This window comes from Bradyrhizobium liaoningense, from assembly GCF_018130955.1.
Taxonomy (GTDB): Bacteria; Pseudomonadota; Alphaproteobacteria; order Rhizobiales; family Xanthobacteraceae; genus Bradyrhizobium; species Bradyrhizobium liaoningense_C.
Genome location: NZ_JAFCJM010000026.1, coordinates 44,191 through 67,140, shown reverse-complemented (window position 1 = coordinate 67,140; position 22,950 = coordinate 44,191). Strand labels below are relative to the sequence as shown.

The window sequence follows — 22,950 nt, the reverse complement described above, 5'->3', positions numbered from 1 at the left end:
CACCACGCTTTCCGAGATGGCGAGGGACGCGTACGACCCGGCGTACCTGCCCGTACAAGGAGTAGGAGCACCGGAAATGGAAGAACAAGAAGCTTTGCGTGTGATGCGAGTTCTCATCGATCATGGGTGCGAACCCGACGTGGATATCGCCGATGCCATGGCGCAGTCGTGGCTCACAGAGGCCGGTCTGAACGATCACGAATATGAGTGCGGAATTGGGTTTGCCGGCGACCACAGATGGATAGTTCTGAGTGGGCGGGGAAGGTTTCGGATCACCCAGGCCGGACTCATCGCTGCGACGGGGGGCGAGAGTTTGCTCCTAAGCCAAAACTTGAGGTCGAGCTAATGGGCTTTAATCAGGGCGGCGGTGTAGGCATCGGGCAGAGGTTTGGCCTCGTTCTCGATGTATCATTCAGTGCCACTCATGACCCTGGCTCTCGCGGAACGAGACTGACGCTACGGCCGACCAACCATACCCGCACCGAGATGAACAATTCCCGTTGATGTTGGAGAGGGGGCGCCCTTTGCGGCCGCCGGCCTCGAAATAATCTAACACAACCGGGCTGAGGCGCAGCAAAGCCAGCTTTTTGTCGGTGCCTTATTGGGGCCGCGACCCCTGCGCATCGTTGGGAGGACCTCGCCGAAGGCCTTTGCCGTTTTCAAGTCACGCCTAGTCGATTGGGGGTTATTGATTACGCACGCATATCGCTGGCCGTATAGCGCTTCCTAGCGATGATTCGCTTCCGCGTTCCAATCGGACCTTCGCACGAAGAAGGCCCGGAGCTCGCTTTGAGCCCCGGGCAGTCAAGGGAGGAAACGCCTGCGGCGTTGGTGTCATTCACCGGCCATCAGCCAGTCCGCTGGCACCAAGCGGGAGCACAAAGTGGTTCAGTTCATCGTCGGGATCGAGAACTCCGTGAACGGATCACTCCTCGCCATATCAAGTCAACCTGAAGTAGCTCATCTCGACGCCGGCTCCGCCTTCAACCCGCTGCGCGCCTATCCAAACCCAAACACGCGACTGGCTCCTCAGGCGTGTTGAAGACTGACGTCGTGAGCAGGACAGCGGCAGCGAGGACCCAGTAATACCAGGCGTCAAGTCCAGCGAATTTGAAGGCAAACGGTGCGATGACAAACACCACCCCAACAGCGCGATCGACCCGAAGGTGCAGCCAGTACGGAATGATGCGGACGAGCCCGGTGGGATGGTCGGTCAGGGCGGCCAAGAGTAGCGCCGCGACACCGACAACAACCGAAAGCCACATTGCGATCGGTTCGCTCTGGCCGAGCTTCATCTCGAACGGCGCTGCGATCAAGACGATCGCGACAGGATAATCGATCAGGTAGGCGTGGATAGACTTGGTGATGAAGCGGAACGACATCGGTGACTCCTACGTGCTTGGTTGCTCGAGCGGGTCCTTGCGACGCGGCGAGTACAGCCACCCAAGACGACGATCACGCCGCCCAATGCTGGCAAGTACTCCGCACGACCCTCGCGGTCAGCCCGGTTAGACGCGCACAAAGGCTATGCCGATACGCCAACCATTAGAAATGCCAGGTCGTTATTGTTTCCATTCCACTCGCCCGGCGAACGGCTGGTTCAGGCGGCCGGCGCAACACTGCCGGCGTTCATAACGCCACGGAAGTGGCGTTATCGTCGCAACGTCGAGCTCGTCGCGGAGCTGGGCCGCGATGCCTACGCACCCCGCGCGTTCCGGAGGAGATCCAGGACTGGAAGGATATCAGATGGGTTTGACCGGTGAGTTTGATCCGGATCGACTTCCGAGTAGGCGATGACCCCGTCTTGATCGACAACGAACCGTGCCGGGATTGGAAGCGTCCAGCTATCTTCCCCGTGAAGGTGTGGCAGATCGATTCCGCTCTTCAGATGCAATGTCTGGAGGAGCTCGGGAATGCGCCAACGAACGCCGAACTGCAGCGCGATCTTCCCGCATTTGTCGCTCAAGATTGGTAGCGTTACGTCCGTGGTCCTTCGGGTTCTTGCATTCTCCTCGATTGTCTGCGGCGAGATGACGACTAGCGAAGCTCCACGCGCCTCGATTGATGGGCGGACTCCTTCGAGCGCCCTTAAGCTGAGATTGCAACCGGGACACCAACTGCCGCTATAGAAGATCAAAAGGAGCGGACCGCGGCGCAGTATCGACGCCAAGGAGGTCCTTACGCCATCTTGGCTGGGCAGACAGAAGCCCGGCGCGTGCCGTCCGGCGGCTAACGCCTTCTCAGCTTGGCCGGAGGTTTTCAGGTATTCGGCAGCCTGCCTCAGAGCTATTGCGATGTCAGTGGTCATTTCCGGCGTCCAGTAGTCCGAACAGCTTGCGTTCCAGTGCCCGAGCTGAACGATAAGAGCTCCTCCCGGTGGCGGTCTTTGGCAAATTTGATCTATTCAGCCCGTCATGAGCCAATCGCAGATTACCCAGGCCAGCCGACGAGACTAGAGTCCCCGCGCAATGGACCACCCGCCATTCCCATCCAGCGCGCGATGGCCAGCCGTATGTTAGTTCGACCTTTCGAGACCGGCAGAAGCCGCCGCAAGGATGAAGCATATCGAGGACAATGATGCCGGCCCTTTGACGTAGACGCGACATGGTCGGTTCGGCCTTCGATGACTATCTACCTCAGGCCACGTCGGCTTGCGCCAGAGCTCTCTCGGTCTGCTTCAGATCCTCAACCAGCATCGCCGTGGCGTGGCGCGCGAGCGCTTGGGTCGGGGCGTTGGTATTACCGCTGGTGATGTTCGGCATGATTGAGGCGTCGATCACCCTGAGGCCGTCAACCCCGCGGACCCTGAGCCTCGCATCAACCACCGCTCGCGCATCTTGGCCCATCCGGCACGTGCCGACCGGGTGCCACATCGTCGTCACAGCGCGCTTCGCCCATTCGCCGATCTCGGTGTCCGACTGGATGCGTGGCCCCGGCTCCATCTCTTCCTCGATAACCGGCGCCAACGACTCCTGCGCCATAACCCTGCGGATCGCGTGCACCGATTCCACCACGGCCCTCAAATCTTCCTCCTCGCCGATGAAGTTCGGATTGATGAGGGGCATCGACGTCGGGTCGCTGTCGGCCAACCGCACCCAGCCACGGCTCTTGGGCTGAAGCACTACGAGCTCGAAGGTGATGCCGGAGCGGTCACCCGTCGGGCTGAGTTCCTGGTTCGCGATAATAGGAGCGTGATAGCATTGGATCGTGGGTTCGGCGGTAAAGTCGGACGGATTCCAGTGGGAAACCGTCTCAATGCCGTTGCCCGCCGCCGGGCCATCCTTCGTCACAAAATAGCGCAGGCCCGCCTTGACGCTACCAAGGCCGTGCGCGGCAGCCTGATAGCCAAGATCGCCCTTCACATAGGCACGGACCGGTACCATCGGGTGGTCCTGGAGATTTTCGCCCACCTCGGGAGAGTCGACGACGACCGCGATGCCGTGTCCGCGGAGCTGCTCGGCGGGCCCAACGCCCGAGTGCATGAGGATCTTCGGGCTATGGACGCTGCCGGCCGACAGCACAACCTCGTCGGCCGCGATCCTCTCCAGGCCCTTTCCCATGAGCTCAACGCCAATGGCCCGCTTGTTCTCGACGAGGATGCGAGTGACGGTCTTGCCAGTGAGAAGGGTCACGCGGCCCGAGGTGAGGTGCGGACGCAGATAGGCGTCGACCGCGCTGCACCGCCGCTGATCTCCGACCGTAGACTGCACCGGTGAAACGCCGATTTGGCTCTTGCCGTTGTAGTCGGGATTATAGGGAATCCCGTACTCCTGGAAGGCCTTGAGGCAATATTGGTTCAGCTCGTTGATGCCCTTGGGGAACTGAACCGCCAGACCACCATCGATGCCGTGATATTTGTCGTGAAAGGTGTCGTTGTTTTCCTGCGCCATGAAGACGGGAAGCAGGTCTTCATACGACCATTTGCCGGTATCGCCAACCGCGTCCTGCCACGCCGCGTAGTCGCGCATCTGACCACGAACGTAGGCCATCGCGTTGATCGAGGAGCCGCCGCCGAGCACCTTGCCTGAACGATATGCTCGCTTGGTGCCGTGCTGGGGAACCGTCTCATATTTCCAGACATGCCGGTCTCGGGCCAGTATCTTGGCGAAGCCGGCAGGAATGTGGATGAAGGGATCGCGATCCGTGTCGCCCGCTTCGATCAGCGCGATCGAAGCATCGGTGTGTTCGGCGAGATAACTCGCAACGACGCAGCCAGCCGCGCCCGCGCCAACAATGACAATGTCGTACGCTTCTTTGGACATCAGCATCTTTCTTTTTCGCGTCATTTCTATCGTTCAATCAAACCCGTAGCTGGCAGAGGCCATCGGGGTGCCTAATCCTGAGATTGATTGGACCATGCTTTGGGAGAGTTACCTTGCAATGCCTGCGAGGGAAATCACCTCTCGCCATAGAGTCGATAGACAATCGTTATTGCCGCTCGCCGCGCGGCGTGATGCCGTCGCGAGGAATGCCACGAATCACATCGCACCTCGAGACCGACGTTTCCATTCTGCAGAGACCTCTAAGCCGCGTTCAGTCGCTGAATCGGCAATGGATGCCGTCGCGGCCAACTGGTGCCGCGAAATTAGCCCAGGGAACCCCGAGAGATGTTCGTACATGGCGCACGAGAACGGCAAGAAGCGCCCGGAGCACTGTGGGCATTCATGATCCGCGTGAATAACTCAAACGCATTTTCACGATCTAGCGCCTCTTGGACGAATTGGTCATTTTGCGTGGCCAACGCACTCGAAAATCACTCAGGAGATGGCCAGACTCCGCGGAAGTACCGCGGGGCATGGCGCCGGCGCAAGACACGCCGCTACGTCGGCGAACCGGGGCGCGTTCGAGCGGCGCGATCAGAAAGTCTATCCGAATGGTCGGGTTGATCGTCTTGCTGAAGGAGCCAATGTGGATGACCCGTCAACACGAGCAAGACCAAGCCGGCGAAGTTGCGCGCGGTCTTCGTCGTCGACTCCCGACAACAAGGCGCTCTCCACCCCTCTAAGACCGAACGGATCAGAGTTGTGATGAAGAGGCTCGACTACAACCAGATAGCTCCCAACGGTGCCAAGGCGCCCGGCGGCGTCCATGCCTATGTCATGCAGAGCGGTCCGCCAAGTAAACTGGTGGACCTCGTCTATTTGCGCGGCTCGCAGATCAAAAACTGTGCCTATTGTCTCGACGTGTGCACCCGCGACCTCACCAAGAAGGAGGCGAAGGTCGAGAAGTTTGCGCTGGTGCAGCCTGGGAGGAGGGTGGCAGTCCTTTCAACGCAGTCAAACGCGCTGCGCCTTCCTGGACCGAGCGCGTGACGCGCGTCGCCGAGACTGGAGTGTCGGACAGCGTCCACAGATGAACGACCGCCTTACAGCGCTGAAACTGTTTGCCCGCGCTGGTCGCTTGGGGAGCTTTTCGAGCGCCGGTCGTGAACTCGGTCTCTCTCAGCCCTCGGCCTCACGCCTTATCGCCGCGTTGGAAGCCGACGTCGGCGCGACACTCTTCAGCCGGACAACCCGAGCGGTCACGCTGACGGATGCTGGAGCAACCTACTTGATGCGTGTAGAGGAGATCCTGGCCTCGCTTGAGGAGGCCGACCACGAGGCTCGTGGCACCGGAGAACTGCGAGGGGTGCTTCGCGTCGGAACCTCGTCGAGTTTCGTGCTCCGTGAGATCACTCCCAGGCTGTCGAAATTTTTGTCAGCGCATCCGGCGCTTCGTGTCGAACTGCTGTCTAACGATCGATACCAGGATCTGGTCGCCGAGGGCATTGACGTCGCCTTCCGGTTTGGAAGCCTGGCTGACTCAAGCGCCACTGTGAGGAAGGTGATCGACGTTCCTCGCATTCTTGCAGCCGCTCCCCTTTATCTCGAAGAGCACGGCACGCCGCTGGCGCCGTCGGACCTTGCACGCCATGCGATGATCATCGGCCCTGCCCACCTCTCACCGACGTACTCCTTCCGCAAGGACGGGCGTGTCGCGTCCGTCCGTGTGCAAAGTCGGTTGGTAGTGACAATGGCCGAGGGTGCCATTGCCAGCGCAAAGGTTGGGCTGGGCATCGTCGCCTCCAGCTTCATCAGTGCGAAGGCAGAGTTGGAAAGCGGTGCGCTCGTTCGTATCCTGTCCGACTGGGATTTCGGCTCGATGGAAGTCAATGCATTGTTCGTGGGCGGAAAGACGATTAAGCCCGCCGCGCGCGCGTTCACGGATTTCCTCATCGGGGAGCTTCGACGTTGACTTCACGAAGCATTCCTATCGGTTATGAATATGATAGCTTTACCCGCGTGGTCGCCGAATTAAATTGCCGAACGTACTGACTGGGGTAGATGCGGCGCTGAGATCTCCCATGGATTACAAGACTTACTTTCACTGCTATCGACCTACGCGCGCGCCTGCTGGTTCGATCAATAACTCGGACGATCTGGGATCGCCTCAACGCGGTTGATTAAAGATATGCGCGACGCGTCCGCCTACGGATGAGGAGCAGGGCCATCAAATCCGTAGAACCGGAAATCGACAGCATGGAGCCCACTGAGCATGAATTGCTCGCCGAATTGCGGCGGCTGCGCCGCTCATTGCGCTTTCGTCCGACTGACACGTGCGATCCGATGGAGTCGCTCTCAGTGGGCCAACGTGTGGCAGACAAGGTCGCGGGCGTCATGGGCTCCTGGAAGTTCATCATCGTCCAGACCGTCGTCCTCGTTGGCTGGATTTCGATCAATCTTGTCGCCGCGGCGAGGAGTTTGGACCCGTTTCCATTCATCCTCTTGAACCTCGCCCTTTCGGTTCAAGCTGGCTATGCAGCGCCGATCATCATGATGAGTCAGAACAGACAGCAAGACATCGATCGAAGAGCGGCAGAAAACGATTATAGGATAAACGTCAAGGCCGAACTAGAAATCGAGCTCTTGCACGAAAAGATAGATGAACTTCGAGCGCGAGAGGTCCTTAGACTGACCGAGGCCGTCAAATGTCTGACCGATTTACTTCCGCAAACGAGGCAATCTGGTCGAGCGGACGTTGTCGGCCCCTTTGAGCAAGAGGTTTCAACTCCCTAACCCGGCATCTCAAACTGCCTCAATCACCGGGCTGCGTTTTTGACACGCACTATCAGGCGCGCTTCGTGTCGAGCCGTAGGCGCAAAAAGTGAGCCGTATCTGCTGAGCGGCCGACAACACTGCAAAGGAGGCCGCCATGGTCACGAGAGGCTTTACCGGCCGAAATTCGGGAGGAGACCAGTCCGATCGAATTCCGCCAGGCAAGCACCTTGTCGAGCACTTTCCTCGCCGAGTTGGTTGCCCGGCTCCCTCGCATGCCTACGCGTGTATTTGTTTGCGGATCAAACCCCCTTCGTCGATATCGCGGCCGATGGCGCCCTAGTCGCAGGGGTGGACGCCGTGGTGATCAAGACGGAACGATATGGCGGCTAACGACGCCGCTTTGCATGACGCGCTCACCATAATGGAAGGACACTCTACGGTACAGCAGGACAAGGTATCCAAGATCCGCGAAGTGGTCGTCGCAAACGACCCCGCCAATCATAGCGCACTGGTTGGCCATGTCGGCGCATCTCAGTTTCTTATCGGCGGTCCGGATGGCGTCGGTAAAATATCACCCGGTCCCAATCCTTACGACCTTCTCAGCGCATCCCTCGCTGCCTGCACCGCTATGACCGTTCGTTTTCAGGCTCGGCGCCGGAAACTTCCGTTAGACAGGGTGGAAGTGTGCGTCAGCTTCCATCACGGCGTCCAGGGCGAAAGAGGTTCGTTCGAGCGCAATCTCGTGCTGGAAGGAGAACTCGACGCGCAACAGCGCGCATTCTTGCTGGAGGCCGCAAACCTCTGCCCGGTTGGCGAAATTCTTGGCATTCGTGCGGATATTCGTACACGCGCGGACGCGACTACTTCCGGCTGCAACGCAAGCACTCAGGCCAGCTATGAAGATGATCTGGCTGAACTCCGGATCCCTTATATCGATCCGGATTGAGCGTCTCTCGGTGTTTGATCACGGCAGTTGCAGCGCGGCAGCCTGTCATACCCGCTGAGCCTCAGGTTTCGAATAATACGTGGCTGGCACGAGATTTAGACCGGCGTTGTGGATGGAGGCTCGCTCATGTCGAGAGAGAATATGTCAAATTTGCGTTTCGGCACTACCGCCAGAGTGGCGCCACTCCAATATCAAGAGTGAGCCTGCCGAATACGGTGAAGATGGCCGCAATGCTACTCCAAGATGAGCTCGATGCGCTTAGGGACAAGTGTTGTGAAAACACCCCTCCGCATAGTAGGCGTGTGCGCCAGGAAGCCATCGACAACTTGGTCTCCTCGGGCATCGCCGAAAGAGCCATTCATGCGGGAGACTATGCTCCGGAATTCCGGCTGCGCGATCCCGATGGCAAAACGATTTCTTCCTACGCCGTTCGAAACGGTGGCCCAGTTCTCATTGTATTTTACAGGGGGGGATGGTGCCCCTATTGCAAGCTCGATTTGCACGCGATCCAGGCTGTCGCAACGGAACTTCGCTCGTCGGGTGCGTCAATCATCGCGATTTCTCAGCAGTCCGCGAACGAGAGCCGCTCCACTGAGCGATTGAACGGCTTATCGTTCCCCAGCCTCGTCGACCGCGGCGGAAAGGTTTCTCGGGCGTTCGGCTTGCGTTGGAAGCTATCCCGGGAGTCGCGCGCTGCCGAAATCGAATGCGGTCTCGACCTCGCCGCCGTGAATGGCGAGTCGAGCTGGACGCTGACGATGCCAGCCCGGTACGTAATAGGCCCCGAAGGGATCGTCGAGTACGCCGATATCAGCGCCAACTACACCCGACGCTGCGACCCAACCGAGCTCTTTCCCGTCCTTAGCCAGATTCGCGCACGGCTTGCACACCGATCCTCAGCGGTGGCCGGCTCTGCATTCCAAAAAGCGTGTCCGATAGTCCAGACACGTCCGACACGGGTTTCATCGCGCCGGCAGTAGTGGCAACGTGGCGTTAGGATATAGCGCCTCTGCGCGCGCGTGTTGCATTGCCATCACACGTGCTCAAGAGTGACAAGAATAGTTTGCGGTGAACGTCCAATGGAGCTCCACCAGGTTCGGTACTTTCTGGTTGTTGCAAGCGCGCTGAACTTGACGCGTGCTGTTGAGATGTGCAACGTCACGCAGCCGGCACTGACCAAAGGCGTGCAGAAGCTCGAGCAGGAGCTTGGGGGGCAGCTTATCTACCGAGAGCGTCAACTCACGCATCTCACTGATTTGGGGAAGGCGGTCCTCCCTATGCTTGAGCGTGCGCTTGCATCGACGGAGGCTGTTCGACGCCGAGCGCGTGAGTTTCGGCAAGAGGAAGTAGCTCCATTAACTATCGGTCTCGCCCCGTCCATTTCCGCTGCACTCGTTCTTGAGCCTATCGCCGAGATTCGCAAAGTCGTCCCTGGTCTCCACGTCGAGCTTCGAGAAGAGCCGCCAAGCCGCCTAGTAGAGCTTCTGTTAGAGGGCGAAGTAAATCTCGCCTTGGTTGGTGATCTCGACGATAAGCCAGATCGAATCGACGATTGGGCGCTGTTCGAAGAGCGTTATGTCGCAGTGCTCGCCCCGTCGCATGAACTCGCGGGCCTTCCGGTGATCGGAATGAAAGCGCTTCGCGAAGCTACCATTCTGGATCGCTTCAACTGTGACGTAGCTCCGAAATTTCAGCGTCTCTGCTTTCCCGACACGCTGCCGCATTACAATCATCGCAGCAGCCGGGATCTACACCTGCAACATTTGGCGGCGGCGGGGTTCGGAATCGTCCTCGCCCCGGAGCATATGCCCCGGTTACCCTCTTTAAAGGCTCTTCCGATCGAGGGGGATCCGGTATGGCGAGAGGTCCGGCTTCTCGTCGTGCAGGGCCGCCGCTACTCACCGGCGCTTGACGCCTTCGTAAAGGTCGCGAGGCTGCGCGACTGGTCTCTTCACGCGGGATCGCCTCTCCAAGCTGAGCATCGCGGCCACCTCGAAGCGAGCGGTATGTTCGCGCGATTCGGATCGCCCATTTCTTGAGATGTCCGGTGTGCAGATGAACATCGAATTGGATTTAAGCAAGCCCCTCAATCAGGTGCGTCGCAAGCTTTTGGCCGGGTTCAGTGACACGGACCGGGACGCGTATGCCCATCTCGTCGATTGGCTTCGCAAGACTGATGTCGCGGCGGGCGCATTGCAGGTTGGCGATACGGCGCCGGATTTTCTCCTGCCTGATGTGCATGGACAACTTCATTCGTCCGAGCACCTTCGCGGTGAAGGGCCGCTTGTAGTGAGCTTCTATCGTGGTGGATGGTGTCCATTCTGCAATGCAGAGCTTCGCGCTCTTCAGGCAGTCAAGGCCGAATTTGACAGTCTAAAGGCGAACCTTGTTGTGCTGTCGCCCGAGACCGGTGATTTGCCGAGGCAGCTGAAAAGGCAGTTGAACCTTGACCTGACGGTGCTCGCGGACGTCGACCATGCCGTGGCTATATCCTACGGCGTGCTATTTCGTCTACCTGACGAAGCCAAGGCGCACTACGCGGGGCAAGGTTACGACTTCGGGCGCCGTCATGGGTCGACCGAGTGGATGCTGCCTATCCCGGCGACTTTCGTGGTCGATCAAGGCGGCATCGTCAGAGGCGCCTTCGTCGAGCCCGATTTTACGATCCGCCAAGAACCATCCGACATCCTCAGCAAGGTTCGCCAACTTGCGAGATCTCAGGCTGAGGATGCGGCTGCATTCGACGAATGATGTCGGCCCAGAGGATATCTCCGCTACTAGTGTGATGCTGCGAATTGGACTCGTGTGTTTCTGACAGGCGCGCTGCCGAGATAGAGATCAGCGGTAGCCATTTTGGAGGGCCGATACGCCTGTCAGCATAGCCACGTTGATTTTGCGCCGCCGCTCGATGGCATCGATTCCATAACTAATGGTCATTGGTCCATCGAGTTTGCCCGCAATACTTTCGTTCGTGTGCAAAGGAATTCGGAAGTTACGACCCCACCCCACAAAAACAGGTGGACGATGAAGACAATCGTTGTGACGAACCAGGCGGCGAGCGCGGATAGCCGACGCCGTACGGATCGTCCGACCGCGTTCTATCAGACCCGTCGGGGGTAACCTGGGAAACTACCCATGCCCCTGCATGAGTTGTCGAACGGGCTCCATCGCCACAACATTTTCAGCCCGCGTAGGAAGGACCATGACTAACGGAACCACCACGACTAACGGAATCGCTATGACCAACGGAATCACCATGACCAACGCCGTCATCGAATGTATCCTGAGCCGAAGCGCCGCCAAGTATTACGACCCGGCCGCCACCTTGAGCGACGACCAAATCCGCGAGCTGGTGCGAATCGGCACCACCGCGCCGACATCTTTCCACTTGCAGAACTGGCGCTTCATCGCCGTGCGCACGCCGGAAGCCAAGGCTCGGCTGAGTCCGATCGCTTGGAGTCAGCCCGCGATCACCGAGGCGGCCGTTACCTTCATCGTCTGCGGCCAATTGGCCGACTCTAGTGTAGTACCAGAGCGTTTGGCGCCGCTGGTGGAAGCGGGCATCATGCCGCCGGAGATGGTGCCGGAATGGGAAATCCCGGCTCGCGATCTGTACATGGAGTATCCGCAGCGCCAGCGCGACGAGGCAGTACGCACCGGAACCTTCGGTGCGGCGGCGATGATCTATGCGGCCCGTTCGCTGGGCCTTGGTTCGACGCCGATGATCGGCTTCGATGCCGAAGCGGTGCACCGCGAGTTCGGACTAACCAAGGACGAAGTACCGGTCATGCTGTTGTCCGTAGGGGCGGAGCGTCCGGGAAATTGGCCGCAGAAGCCCCGCCGTCCGGTGGCCGATGTGCTGGATCTCGTTTAATTGTTAGTTACGGAGACCACGATGCCAAGAAGCGCAGCTCTAAAGTCGGAACAGGTGCCGGCCGATTGCAAACCGACTCTCGATGCGTTCACCAAGAACATCGGGTTCACGCCAAATATGATGGCGACCTTCGCGCAGAGCCCGATTGCGTTCAACGCCTGGGCCACCCTGCTTGGCTCCTTGAGCAAGGCGCTCGACGTGAAGACGCGTGACAGCATCGGCCTCGCTGTCTCCGAAGTAAATCGCTGCAACTATTGCCTGACGGTTCACAGCTTTACGGCTGAGCATATGGCAAAGCTGCCGTCTGATGAAATCATTCTCGCTCGAAAGGGCCATGCCACCGACCCGAAGCGGGACGCCGCCGTCCAGTTTGCGCGCAAAGTCATCGAGACCCGAGGCAATGTCAGTGACACCGATCTGAAAGCCGTCCGCGATGCCGGCTACACGGATGCCAACGTCATGGAGATCGTCGCGCTGGTGGCCATGTACTCCCTGACAAACTTTTTCAACAACGTGTTCGATCCCGAGAAGGACTTTCCTGTTGTTACGCCGGCCGGTTCACTCTGAATTCTATCCGATCGCCTCGATCATCTCCGAGCCGGCTTTGGGGATACATGCGATGCGAGCGTAACGGCAAAACCCAGATGCACCCAGGAAAGATTCTTGGGGACGCGTCTGGGCTTTTTGTATGTGCCGACGGCCGCGCGCTGGGGACCGCGCTGCCCTCATTCCTTGAAGGCCTAGCCTGGTGGAAAGCGGCCCGGGCACCGCACCTTTGACTTTCGCGCGCTGCTCGATGGCATCGATTCTATAGCTACGAGTCATTGGATCATCGAGTTTTGCATCGTATTTTTGGTGGTGTGCGAAGGCATTCGAAGGAAGACGACATACCGCACTAAAAAAGGTGGACGATGAAAGCGATAGTGGTGACAGGCCGGGCTGCGGGAACGGCCGGAATGAAGCTGGTGGAGCCGCCCGAGCCGCAGGCGGCGATAAACGACGTCGTCGTTCAGGTTCATGCGTCGGGATTCGTCGGGACTGAGTTGGAGTGGCCCTCGACCTGGACCGATCGCCTCGACCGTGCCCGAACACCGTCGATCCCTGGCCACGAGCTGGCCGGAGTGGTCACCGCCCTCGGCTATGGCACGACAGGGCTGTCGGTCGGACAGCGAGTGTTCGGCCTCGCCGACTGGTATCGCGACGGCACCCTAGCCGAGTACGTGGCAATCGAGGCGCGCAACCTCGCGCCGCTGCCCGGCGACGTCGACTTCACCGTGGGCGCAAGCCTGCCGATCTCGGGCCTGACAGCGTGGCAGGGACTGTTTGAGCACGGCCGCCTTCAGGCAGGGCAGAGCGTCCTCGCGCACGGCGCGGCCGGCGCAGTCGGTTCGATCGTGACCCAGCTCGCACGTGAGGCCGGCGCCTACGTCATCGGCACCGGACGTGCCGCCGACCGTCAGAAGGCGCTCGACTTCGGCGCGCAAGAGTTCGTCGACCTCGCGAACGACCGTCTCGAAGACGTGGGCGGCGTCGACTTAGTGTTCGATCTCATCGGTGGCGACATCGGGAAGCGGTCCGCGCGCATGGTTCGAGCCGGAGGGTCGCTGGTGTCCATCGTCGGGCCAAGCGAGGCACGGCCGGCCGACGGTCTAGCCGTCGACTTCGTTGTCGAGTCCGATCGTGCCCAACTGGCTGAGATCGTCCAGCGGGTGCGGGACGGACGACTGCGGACGAACATCGGCACCGTCTCGACCCTCGATGACGCCGTCGCCGCCTTCAATCCGACCAAGCGGATCAACGGGAAGACGATTATCCGCGTTCGTCCGTGAGTGACACGCGCCTACCGATGCACGCGGCCGACCGGCGCTGTCTAGGCTGTGTATCTATAAAACCGGCGGCGTCATGTGACTGGTGACTACGTTCGCTTTGCTCCTATAGCGACCAAGTTCGTGCGGCAGCGCAGAATGTCGCGATGGGCCACTTCCAGACTCATGCAGCGCAGTGAGGGTGGACCAGCTGTGGATTACGTCGATACGGGCCAAGGTCGCGAAATGCTTCGCAGACCGATCAGGCTGGTAGATCCGATACACGCCGCCTGTGATGGTGCGCGCCTGCGTGGGGTTGTCGCCCGGATGGCGAAGGGTATTCTTTCAGTTAGCGGATCGGTCCTATCCCGAACGGAAAATCGCATGCTCAAGATTTATGGCGCGCCTCACTCCCGTGCGTTTTTGCGTCATCTGGCTCGCAAACGAGATCGGCATTCCCTACGAACTCATTCCTGAAGTTCAGCGTGCCAAACGCGCAATGCAAAGAACCCTGGTCTCTCGAACCCGAACGGACTTGTGCCCGCTATCGATGACGGGGGCTTTGTCATGTGGGAGACCGCGGCGATTAACCTCTATCTCGCCGAGACCTACAAGAACTGCCTATATCCGTCGAAGCCGCAAGGTCGCGGACGGATGCTTCAGTGGGATTCTTTGCGACCACCGAGGTCGAACCGGCGCTGATAACGCTGTTCAGAAATCGGATCTTCTTTCCGCCGGAGCAGCGGACCGAGATCTTGGCCGTTCAGGCAGAAGAAGCCCTGCGAGAGACTCGCGATACTTGAGCATCATCTCGTCAAAACTCAGTTTTTCGGCGGTGGCGATGGACATGGCCGATTTTATGGTTGCGTGCGGTGCGTTCTCGCCCGTCTAAAGTTGGACCTCACGTCCTACCCAAGACTTGATGCTTGGCTGACTGCGAGCCTCAATAGACCGGCGGCGCAGGCAGCTCGCAAATTACGAGAATAGAATTATCGCGGCCATTGCGGGCGCCTCATCCGCTCGCTTCGCGGCGGCACTTACCCAGGTTCACCGCGGCGACCTCGTCCAGAACGACATCAAATCCGCCAATATCCTCGACAACCGGGCGACCGTCCACCGTCCCTCAGCTCGAAGATCGTTGCTCTTTGAACGGGTCGCCGTAAATGTGATATCCGTTAAACTCCCATAAGCCTGGCATTTCGCGATCCAAAAACTCGATGCCGCGCACCCACTTCACGCTCTTATACGCATAGAGGTTTGGCACCACGAGGCGCAGCGGGTAGCCATGCTCAGCCGTGAGGAGTTCGCCGTCATGGCGCAGGGCGAAAATCGTCGTCGGGCGCAGAAAATCCGAGATTGGCAGGTTTGCCGTGTAGTTGTTCTCGCCATGGACGATCACATGCCGCGCCTCCGGCCGCAACTTCACTAGCTTCATCAATTCTGTGGCGAGCAATCCTCCCCAACAGTTGTCGAAGCGGCTCCAGCTGTTGACGCAATGCATGTCCGTAAATATCTCCGTCTGCGGCAGATTGGAAAATTCTTCCCACGAAAGCCGCAGTTGCGCTTCTACTAAGCCGAACACGCGAAAATCCCACGTCCGGGGACGAAAGAGCGGCACCGAGCCCACATGTATGACCGGCCACTTGAGCGTCGGCGACTGTCCTGGGGGCAGCCGCCCAGCGGCGCGCATCTCACGCTCCCATTCGCGTCGGTCCTTCGATTGCACAATTAGCTCCACCACAAGGTATAGCGCGGCCTCGTCGACGCACGTCGTAATTCTGAGGCCGCGGTCAGCCGATTGACGGACACCCAAACATCGGGCTTCCGAGAAGCAACCTATCGAGATGCCCGTCCAGCTCTAAGCGGCGAAGGCGAGCCTCACTGCTCCTCCTCCGAGGTCTTTGAGTTAGAATCCCCTCCAGACTCGGAGGATAGGCCAGGAACAGTCTTGCTAGTATTGTGACGGAAAATGTTGACTGCTCCGATCACTTCGTCCTCGTTGTCGCGAATAGGAAAGACATTGACGAGAGCCAAAAGACGATAACCGTTGGGCTGCTCGCAAATCACATCCGCGTTCCGAACGGTGCCCCCGTTGTTGATCACCACGGAAGGTGGTGCAAGTTCGTGCGGCATCACTTCTCCTGAAGGGTAACGAAGAACGTGTGACCCGCAATACTTTTCCGAGGTTCCCAGAGAGGGCGTGCGTCCCCAACCGGCGATTGCAGCTTTGTTGCACTTGACGACGGTGGCATCCTTTTCGAGGACGTATATCCCTACTGGGATGGAATCCATTGCCGCCTGATCTGCAAGGATTCCTTTTGCGACGAGGTGCCCGTCGACGATTTCTCCTCGGAAGTCGATCTTGTCGAAATCGCCATCCAAGATCATGGTGCTTGTTGCTAAGCCACTCTCAGTCACGCTGGTTGTCATTTTCAACCTCCTTTGCGCGAACGGCTAATATAAACGATGCGCCATTCGGCTCGGTTGTCAAGAGGACGCTTCAGGACTACGCCCAAAGTCCAATCTTGCGTGAACTCTTCCAGTCCTGAGTAACGGGTTTTGCGGAGACAGACCGCAACATCTTCGATAGCGAGATGAGGGCCAGGACGAAGGATAGCGCGCGACGCGGGAAGAACGTGAAAGATCGCGGGTAAAGGCAGTTCACCGTGCAACAGTGCACACAAAACAGGTTCCTAATCGCAGTTGCGGCAGGCAGCGTTGAGGGGCGGCGGAACATGTCCAAGGCGCCACGATCCAAGAAGAGGAGCGTCGCAGATTTCACTTGGCCTTATGAGCAAACGATCCGCTGGGCTAACCGTCTGCGACGGCTTTCCGCGCAGAGCTCGTTGAAAAGTTCCAGCTCCTAGAAAGATCGAACCAACTTTACAGTCGGCGCGGCCATCGATATTTGGTTCCTGTTGACATCCTTCTAGCGCCTTGTCCAAATGGACCATTCCGAGGTCGTGATGCCGTGGCGACAAGAATGTCACCTATCCCGGGGCTGTCGGGGTACGTGCTGGTGCCCCTGCGGGAAAGCTCGGACTTTACCCTCTACCGCGGCCGAAAGCACGACGACTCCTCACCGGTTCTAGCGATAGCACTTTTTGAACAGCCGTCGCCTCAGAGCATCGGGCGGCTCATGCACGAATACTCGTTCGCGGCCGAACTCGATCCCGCGTGGGCTGCCAAGCCTCTGGCCATTACTCGTCACGAAGGTCGGACGGTACTCCTACTGAAGGACCCCGGCGGTCAGCCGCTGGATCAGATTCTCGAGTGTGACCAGGGGCAACCGCTCGACCTGACTCGCTTCCTTAGCACCGCCATTGGGTTGGCAAGAACGCTCGGTCAAGTCCATCAGCGCGGCTTCATACATAAGGATGTCAAGCCTGCGAATGTCCTCGTCGACAACGCCGGCAATGCGTGGCTCACCGGATTCGGAATCGCGTCCCAACTTCCGCGCGAGCGCCAGTCACCCGAACCTCCCGAGCTCATCGCGGGAACGCTCGCCTACATGGCACCCGAGCAGACAGGACGAATGAACCGTTCGATCGATTCTCGGAGCGACCTCTACTCACTTGGAGTGACGTTTTACGAAATGCTGACCGGGGGTCTTCCATTCACGGCCTCCGACCCGATGGAATGGGTGCACTGTCACATCGCGAAACAACCACCCGCACCCAGTGAGCGAGTGGGAACGGTGCCGGCGTCGATCTCTGCGATCACGATGAAGCTGCTCTCCAAAACGGCGGAGGAGAGGTATCAGACAGCGGTGGGAGTTGAGAGCGATCTTCGACGCTGCCTATCCCAATGGGAGTCCCAGGGATGGATCGATGACTTCACGCCTGGCGCTCGAGACGTCCCGGATCGCCTCAGGATCCCCGAGAAGCTGTACGGGAGGGACCGCGAGCTTGACGGCCTACTCACCGCCTTCGACCGCATCGTTGGCGGTGGCCGAGCGGAGCTGGTGCTGGTCTCCGGATACTCTGGCATCGGCAAGTCCGCAGTCGTCAACGAGCTCCATAAGTCACTCGTGCCGCCACGCGGCTTGTTTGCATCGGGCAAATCCGACCGTGACAAGCGCGACATTCCGTATGCCTCGTTGGCCCAGGCGTTTCAGAGCCTCGTCCGGCGGCTCCTCAGCCAGAATGAGGAAGACCTGCGCAAATGGCAGGACGCACTTCGTGAGGCGCTGGGTCCGAACGGACTGCTCCTTGTCGATCTCGTTCCGGAATTGAGGCATGTCATAGGCGAGCAGCCGCCAGTTCCAGAATTGCCGCCGCGGGAGGCGCAGAAGCGTTTTCAGTTCGTATTTCGACAATTCATCGGCGTATTTGCGCGACCTGAACATCCGCTCGCACTCTTCCTTGATGACATGCAATGGCTGGATATCGCCACACTCGACCTCCTCCAAGATCTGTTGACGCACAACGATCTGCGGAACTTGCTGCTCATTGGTGCTTATCGGGACAACGAGGTCAATGCCATCCACCCCCTGGTACGCAAGCTAGAAGCGATCCGCCAGGCCGGAACGGCTGTGCGGGACATCGTTCTCTCGCCGCTCAGTCGCGACGATCTAGGTAGACTGCTTGTAGACTCCCTTCAATGCAAATTGGCGCGCGCCGCCCCGCTGGCGCAATTGGTTCACGAAAAGACCACCGGCAACCCGTTCTTCGCCATCCAGTTCATTTCTACGCTGGCGGACGATCGCCTGCTGACATTCGATTACCGCGCACGGCGTTGGGTATGGGATCTGCTCCGCATTCGCGCCAAAGGGTTCACGGACAATGTCGCAGAGCTGTTGATCGAGAAGTTGAAGCGCCTTCCGCCGGCAACGCAGAAGGTACTCCAGCAGTTCGCCTGCATGGGCAACAGTGCAGAGTTCGAGACGCTGCGGATCGGGTATCAGGGCTCGCTTGAAAGCATGCACGACCATCTTCTGGAAGCCGTGCGATTGGGCCTCATCATCCGTGCGGACAATTTCTACAGATTCACGCACGACCGTGTCCAGGAAGCCGCCTATTCGCTTATTCCGAAGGACCTGCGCGCTGAGGCTCACCTGCGGACCGGAATGCTCCTTGCTAAGCACACGCCCGCCGAAAAACGTGAGGAAGCGATATTTGAGATCGTGAATCAACTCAACCGGGGCTCTCATCTCATCACCTCTGTCGACGATCGCGAGCGCGTCGCACAGCTTAATTTGATCGCAGGCCGGCGTGCGAAACTCTCGACGGCGTACGACTCGGCGCTCAAGTATCTCAGAGCCGGCAGAGCCCTTCTTGCAGAAGAGACTTGGGAACGTAATCAGCGGCTGATCTACTCGATCGATTATCTGACAGCCGAGTGCGAACTGCTGACCGTCACGGTTTGCCTCGCCGCCGGGGATCCACTCGCGGAAGTGCAAAAGGAATGCGAGAACGGCTTGACATTTGCTAGGCGGGTGCGTTTCGGTCTAGTCATAGAGCGCTGCGGGGCACAACTCGGTTTGATCCTCACCTTGCGCGGGCTAACTGCACAGTTCGGGTGCCTGGATCATGAGGGATACAGCGAAGACGACACCGAACGCCGTTTAGCTAACAGCCCCGATCTATTGCTCGCTGAGTTCTATTACTGGACGCGAAAGCTGCAGGCCCATTTTTTCGCCGGAGACCTTGCGACGGCGGTCGACGCCTCGCTGCACGCGGAACCTCTGCTTTGGACGTCGGCGGCAACGTTCGAGTCAGCGGAGTATCGATTTTATGGCGCGCTGACGCACGCAGCGGTCTGGGATCACGCCACACCAGAGCAGAGATCGTGGCACTTCGAGTCTATTGTGGACCATCACCGGCAACTTCAACTGTGGGCGGAGGTCAACCCCGAAACCTTCGAAGACCGCGTAGCCTTGGTCGGCGCCGAAATCGCCCGCATTGAAGGCAGGGTGCTGAACGCTCAGGAGTTGTACGACAAGGCCATCCGCGAGGCTCACAGGTACGGGTTCGTGCACAACCAGGCAATTGCGAACGAGATTGCTGGTCGATTCTACGCGGAGCGCGGTTACGAGGAGATTGCGGCGACCTATTTGCGGGCGGCGCGGGCCTGCTACCTGCGCTGGGGAGCTAACGGAAAGGTTCGCCAGCTCGAGGAGCTTCATCCACACCTCAAAGTGGACAAATCCATCCCGGATTCCACGGCGACGATGGTGGCACCCAACGAGCAGCTTGATTTGGCTACCGTAATCAGAGTCTCGGAAGCACTGTCCGGCGAGATCGTTTTCGAGAAGTTAATCAACACGCTCATGAGTCTAGCGATCGAACACGCGGGTGCCGATCGCGGTCTCTTGATTCTCTCGCGAGGCGACAAATATCAAGTTGAAGCAGAAGCCACAACCAGCAGCGGCACCGTGAACGTGGTCCTGAAACAGGCACGCGTCACGGCCGCGGACCTACCGAAGTCCGTGTTTCACTACGTCCTTCGGACTAAAGAAAGCGTTCTCCTGCACGATGCGTTCAGTCAGAGATCGTTTTCAACGGATGTCTATATTCGCGACCACAGCTCACGTTCAATGCTCTGCCTGCCGATACTGAAGCAGACCAGGTTGATCGGAATGCTGTACTTGGAGAACAACCTTGCGACTGGGGCGTTTACTCCTGCTCGAATGGTAGTCCTCACGCTGCTCGCTTCCCAGGCGGCTATCTCAATAGAGAACGCCAGCTTGTATCGGGAACTAGCTGAGCGGGAGGCTAGGATCCGACGACTAGTGGATGTCAACATTATTGGCATCTTCGTCTGGGATCTTGACGGTCGGATCATCGATGCAAACGACGCTTTTCTCCGCATCATCGGATACGGCCGCGATGATCTCCTCTCCGGTCAGCTGCGCTGGCGGGATCTGACGCCCACTGACTGGCGTGATGCCGACGACCGACGAGTGGCGGAGTTGGAGACGACCGGAACCGCGCAACCCTATGAGAAGGAGTACCTCCAGAAAAGCGGTGGCCGCGTGCCGGTGCTGGTCGGGGCGGCGACTTTCGGTGAGCGACACGAACAGGGCGTCGCCTTCGTGGTGGATTTAACCGAGCGCAAGCGGGCGGAGGAGGAAATTCGCGAAAGCGAGCGGCGTTACAGCGAGGTGCAGATGGAGCTCGTGCACGCGAATCGAGTCGCAACAATGGGGCAGCTCTCGGCTTCGATTGCGCATGAAGTCATCCAGCCAATCGCAGCGACAATTACCAATGCCCAAGCTGCCTTGCGCTTTCTAAACGCCCAGCGGCCCAATCTGGAGGAGGTCCGGCAGGCGCTCGATGCTGCCGTCAAGGACGGCAACCGAACCATCGACGTTATCGATGGGATCCGCGCCCTAAACAAGAAGGCGCCCCCACGGAAGGACGACCTGGAGATCAACGAGGCGGTGCTTGAGGTCATAGCCCTGACCCGGGCCGAGGTTTTGAAGAACGGCATTTCGGTGCGGACGCAACTTGCGGAGAGCTTGCCACTCATTCGAGCAGATCGGGTCCAACTGCAACAAGTGATTCTTAACTTGATTGTCAACGGCATCGAAGCGATGAGCGGCGTCGGCGAGGGCACGCGGGAGTTGCTGATCAGTACCCGGAAGGCCGAGCCGAACGGCGTGCTCGTCGGGGTGCGAGATTCGGGTCCGGGACTGGCGCCGGCGGCCCTTGAGCGCGTCTTTGACGCCTTTTACACTACAAAGTCCGGCGGCTTGGGTATGGGCCTGTCGATCTGCCGGTCGATCATTGAAGCGCATGGCGGGCGCCTGTGGGCCAGCGCGAACGTGCCCCACGGCGCCACCTTTGAATTCACCGTGTCTGCCCAGCCGGACATTACATCGTGATTGGATCCTTCGCGTCCGCGGCTTGTCTGGTCCGGATGAACGCGACAGCATTGGAGGCTGCGCTTCCAATCGCCCCTTTGACAAGACGCGCCCCATCTTCGCACGACCGCTAGGCGTGGCGTGAGCCTTCACCTACCGTGGCCATTGCTCGCGGTCGATTGCTGGCTTGGGCCCTGGCTCGAGACGGCGCAGCGCCGCCACGAAAACTAGTGCCGCAGCCGAATTCCGCTTAATCTCAAGACGTTCGATTCAGTCCTGTCCGCTCCTCCGGAGCGGCGCAAGAGCGGACATCCGGAGAGGTCCGCCGGGGGGCATTTCCGATGGTTTCAGCGGGGATGTCGGCTGGCTGATGTCCGCTTCTACCCCGTAAGCGTCCAGCCGGGCCTGCCCGGAAGCGTTGCGTCTGGCCAGCCCTCTGTGATTCAAGCTTCCAAACTGGGGGCTCGAATCACGCGCTACGAACTCGCCGATTATGAATGGGTTGCCATCAAGCCCATGCTGCCGAACAAGCCGCGTGGCGTTCCTCTGGTTAACGACCGTCGTGTCCTCAATGGCATCTTCTGGGTCTTGCGCTATGGAGCACCTTGGCGTGATGTGCCCGAGCGTCCGTTGGCGGCGGGCCGGTGTCTGGGGCCGCATCATAGACGCACTTGCTGCTGCCCACGATGTCGCTGTCCAAATGATCTACACCTCGATTGTCCGCGTGCATCAGTATGGAGCCTGCATCACCAGGAATCGGCGCCAATCGATTGGAAGGTCACGCGGCGGCTCGACGAGTAAAATCCATGCGGTGGTCGATAGCAATGGTTTGCCGGTACGGTTGGCGTTGAGCCCCGGCGAGGCCCACGACGTTCGACTCCGGAAAACTGCTCTCTCGCCTGAAGCCCGGGTCAATGCTGCGTGCCGACCGTGGCTATGACGCCGACTGGATAAGAGAGCTGGCCATGAAAAAGGGCGCGTGGGCCAACATCCCCCCGAAGAGCAATCGCAGCGATCCGATCTGCTTTCAGCCCGTACCTTTATCGCGCTCGCAACCAGGTCGAACGGTTCTTCAACAGGATCAAACAATGTCGTTGTGTGGCGAGGCGTTAAGACAGGCTTGCGGGCAACTACCTTGCCTTCGTCCAACTCGCATCTATCCGGCTACGGCTGGCCGCGCGTTACGAGTCCACGCCCTAGATCGGCGCGTCACCTTCGAGGAAGAGAAAGCACGTAAGCCGGGTTTGCCCTCGCATTGGCGGAACACGCTGCTGCGGCCATTAAAGGCTACGTCGCATTCTGGAAAGGTGTGGATGCAAGGTAATGGACTGACCACCGTGCTCACCACCCACTTTAAAGGCCGACGGCAGCTATTGGGGTCGCGGAAAGAACAGTGCTCAGATTCACGCTACTTTGGACGAACCATTAGCATCGGTTTTGATGATTATGCCGCCCAGTCGAATGGCGGCCCATCAGCTGGA

Annotated in this window: 15 protein-coding genes and 3 pseudogenes; 13 read left to right on the top strand and 5 right to left on the bottom strand. The window is 59.2% G+C overall.

All coding sequences use genetic code 11. From position 1 onward, the window contains the following. Positions 1 to 983: 983 nt before the first annotated feature. The 3 genes from JQ632_RS21670 to JQ632_RS21660 all read right to left on the bottom strand — a co-directional run bounded on the left by JQ632_RS21670 (position 984) and on the right by JQ632_RS21660 (position 4,268). Positions 984 to 1,382: a hypothetical protein gene (locus JQ632_RS21670; protein WP_212404602.1), complete on the bottom strand. Its 399-nt coding sequence runs from the start codon at positions 1,380 to 1,382 to the stop codon at positions 984 to 986. A 314-nt stretch (positions 1,383 to 1,696) separates the two neighbouring features. Next, on the bottom strand, positions 1,697 to 2,308 hold the full coding sequence (locus JQ632_RS21665; RefSeq protein WP_212404601.1) for a peroxiredoxin-like family protein: 612 nt from the start codon (positions 2,306 to 2,308) through the stop codon (positions 1,697 to 1,699). Between the two features lie 328 nt (positions 2,309 to 2,636). After that, positions 2,637 to 4,268, bottom strand: a complete 1,632-nt coding sequence (locus JQ632_RS21660; RefSeq protein WP_212404600.1) for a GMC family oxidoreductase — start codon at positions 4,266 to 4,268, stop codon at positions 2,637 to 2,639. A 759-nt stretch (positions 4,269 to 5,027) separates the two neighbouring features. On the opposite strand from JQ632_RS21660, the pseudogene JQ632_RS21655 reads away from it, so the two are divergent. The 11 genes and pseudogenes from JQ632_RS21655 to JQ632_RS40480 all read left to right on the top strand — a co-directional run. Then, a pseudogene (locus JQ632_RS21655) lies at positions 5,028 to 5,353 on the top strand (carboxymuconolactone decarboxylase family protein); the annotation flags it as partial. Next, on the top strand, positions 5,353 to 6,234 hold the full coding sequence (locus tag JQ632_RS21650) for a LysR family transcriptional regulator (protein ID WP_212404598.1): 882 nt from the start codon (positions 5,353 to 5,355) through the stop codon (positions 6,232 to 6,234). The pseudogene JQ632_RS21655 and the gene JQ632_RS21650, both read left to right, overlap by 1 nt. 284 nt (positions 6,235 to 6,518) lie before the next feature. Continuing rightward, positions 6,519 to 7,055, top strand: a complete 537-nt coding sequence (locus JQ632_RS21645; protein ID WP_249152394.1) for a DUF1003 domain-containing protein — start codon at positions 6,519 to 6,521, stop codon at positions 7,053 to 7,055. A gap of 361 nt (positions 7,056 to 7,416) precedes the next feature. Continuing rightward, on the top strand, positions 7,417 to 7,983 hold the full coding sequence (locus JQ632_RS21640; protein ID WP_212404596.1) for an OsmC family protein: 567 nt from the start codon (positions 7,417 to 7,419) through the stop codon (positions 7,981 to 7,983). Between the two features lie 302 nt (positions 7,984 to 8,285). Next, the gene (locus JQ632_RS21635; RefSeq protein WP_312015647.1) at positions 8,286 to 8,963 is read left to right on the top strand and encodes a peroxiredoxin-like family protein; all 678 of its coding nucleotides are present in this window, start codon (positions 8,286 to 8,288) and stop codon (positions 8,961 to 8,963) included. Between the two features lie 99 nt (positions 8,964 to 9,062). Continuing rightward, positions 9,063 to 10,022, top strand: a complete 960-nt coding sequence (locus JQ632_RS21630) for a LysR family transcriptional regulator (protein WP_212404595.1) — start codon at positions 9,063 to 9,065, stop codon at positions 10,020 to 10,022. A gap of 16 nt (positions 10,023 to 10,038) precedes the next feature. Next, complete coding sequence (locus JQ632_RS21625) at positions 10,039 to 10,734, top strand: peroxiredoxin-like family protein (protein ID WP_249152393.1); 696 nt, start codon at positions 10,039 to 10,041, stop codon at positions 10,732 to 10,734. 487 nt (positions 10,735 to 11,221) lie between these two features. Next, positions 11,222 to 11,857 carry a nitroreductase family protein gene (locus JQ632_RS21620; RefSeq protein WP_409363503.1) on the top strand — a complete coding sequence of 212 codons (636 nt, stop codon included), beginning with the start codon at positions 11,222 to 11,224 and terminating at the stop codon, positions 11,855 to 11,857. 21 nt (positions 11,858 to 11,878) lie between these two features. Continuing rightward, positions 11,879 to 12,424: a carboxymuconolactone decarboxylase family protein gene (locus JQ632_RS21615; RefSeq protein ID WP_212404592.1), complete on the top strand. Its 546-nt coding sequence runs from the start codon at positions 11,879 to 11,881 to the stop codon at positions 12,422 to 12,424. A 344-nt stretch (positions 12,425 to 12,768) separates the two neighbouring features. Beyond that, positions 12,769 to 13,686, top strand: a complete 918-nt coding sequence (locus JQ632_RS21610; protein ID WP_212404591.1) for an NADP-dependent oxidoreductase — start codon at positions 12,769 to 12,771, stop codon at positions 13,684 to 13,686. 507 nt (positions 13,687 to 14,193) lie between these two features. Beyond that, positions 14,194 to 14,364: pseudogene (locus JQ632_RS40480) on the top strand (glutathione S-transferase family protein); the annotation flags it as partial. Positions 14,365 to 14,785: 421 nt separating this feature from the next. Here JQ632_RS40480 and JQ632_RS21600 read toward each other — a convergent pair. Together JQ632_RS21600 and JQ632_RS21595 are read right to left on the bottom strand one after the other, a co-directional pair. Next, on the bottom strand, positions 14,786 to 15,388 hold the full coding sequence (locus JQ632_RS21600; RefSeq protein WP_212404589.1) for a sulfite oxidase-like oxidoreductase: 603 nt from the start codon (positions 15,386 to 15,388) through the stop codon (positions 14,786 to 14,788). 152 nt (positions 15,389 to 15,540) lie between these two features. Then, on the bottom strand, positions 15,541 to 16,092 hold the full coding sequence (locus JQ632_RS21595; protein ID WP_212404588.1) for a PAS domain-containing protein: 552 nt from the start codon (positions 16,090 to 16,092) through the stop codon (positions 15,541 to 15,543). A 553-nt stretch (positions 16,093 to 16,645) separates the two neighbouring features. On the opposite strand from JQ632_RS21595, the gene JQ632_RS21590 reads away from it, so the two are divergent. Together JQ632_RS21590 and JQ632_RS21585 are read left to right on the top strand one after the other, a co-directional pair. Continuing rightward, entirely contained in the window at positions 16,646 to 21,490 is a 4,845-nt protein-coding gene (locus JQ632_RS21590) for an AAA family ATPase (protein WP_212404587.1), read from the top strand. A 447-nt stretch (positions 21,491 to 21,937) separates the two neighbouring features. Further along, positions 21,938 to 22,669 (top strand): annotated as a pseudogene (locus JQ632_RS21585) (IS5 family transposase). Positions 22,670 to 22,950: the final 281 nt, after the last annotated feature.

Excerpts from the sequence above, each read along its gene's own strand:
- JQ632_RS21670 (WP_212404602.1), bottom strand. The coding sequence starts at position 1,382 with ATGTCGTTCCGCTTCATCACCAAGTCTATCCACGCCTACCTGATCGAT.
- JQ632_RS21665 (WP_212404601.1), bottom strand. The coding sequence starts at position 2,308 with ATGACCACTGACATCGCAATAGCTCTGAGGCAGGCTGCCGAATACCTG.
- JQ632_RS21660 (WP_212404600.1), bottom strand. The coding sequence starts at position 4,268 with ATGCTGATGTCCAAAGAAGCGTACGACATTGTCATTGTTGGCGCGGGC.
- JQ632_RS21650 (WP_212404598.1), top strand. The coding sequence starts at position 5,353 with ATGAACGACCGCCTTACAGCGCTGAAACTGTTTGCCCGCGCTGGTCGC.
- JQ632_RS21645 (WP_249152394.1), top strand. The coding sequence starts at position 6,519 with ATGGAGCCCACTGAGCATGAATTGCTCGCCGAATTGCGGCGGCTGCGC.
- JQ632_RS21640 (WP_212404596.1), top strand. The coding sequence starts at position 7,417 with ATGGCGGCTAACGACGCCGCTTTGCATGACGCGCTCACCATAATGGAA.
- JQ632_RS21630 (WP_212404595.1), top strand. The coding sequence starts at position 9,063 with ATGGAGCTCCACCAGGTTCGGTACTTTCTGGTTGTTGCAAGCGCGCTG.
- JQ632_RS21625 (WP_249152393.1), top strand. The coding sequence starts at position 10,039 with ATGAACATCGAATTGGATTTAAGCAAGCCCCTCAATCAGGTGCGTCGC.
- JQ632_RS21620 (WP_409363503.1), top strand. The coding sequence starts at position 11,222 with ATGACCAACGGAATCACCATGACCAACGCCGTCATCGAATGTATCCTG.
- JQ632_RS21615 (WP_212404592.1), top strand. The coding sequence starts at position 11,879 with ATGCCAAGAAGCGCAGCTCTAAAGTCGGAACAGGTGCCGGCCGATTGC.
- JQ632_RS21610 (WP_212404591.1), top strand. The coding sequence starts at position 12,769 with ATGAAAGCGATAGTGGTGACAGGCCGGGCTGCGGGAACGGCCGGAATG.
- JQ632_RS21595 (WP_212404588.1), bottom strand. The coding sequence starts at position 16,092 with ATGACAACCAGCGTGACTGAGAGTGGCTTAGCAACAAGCACCATGATC.
- JQ632_RS21590 (WP_212404587.1), top strand. The coding sequence starts at position 16,646 with ATGTCACCTATCCCGGGGCTGTCGGGGTACGTGCTGGTGCCCCTGCGG.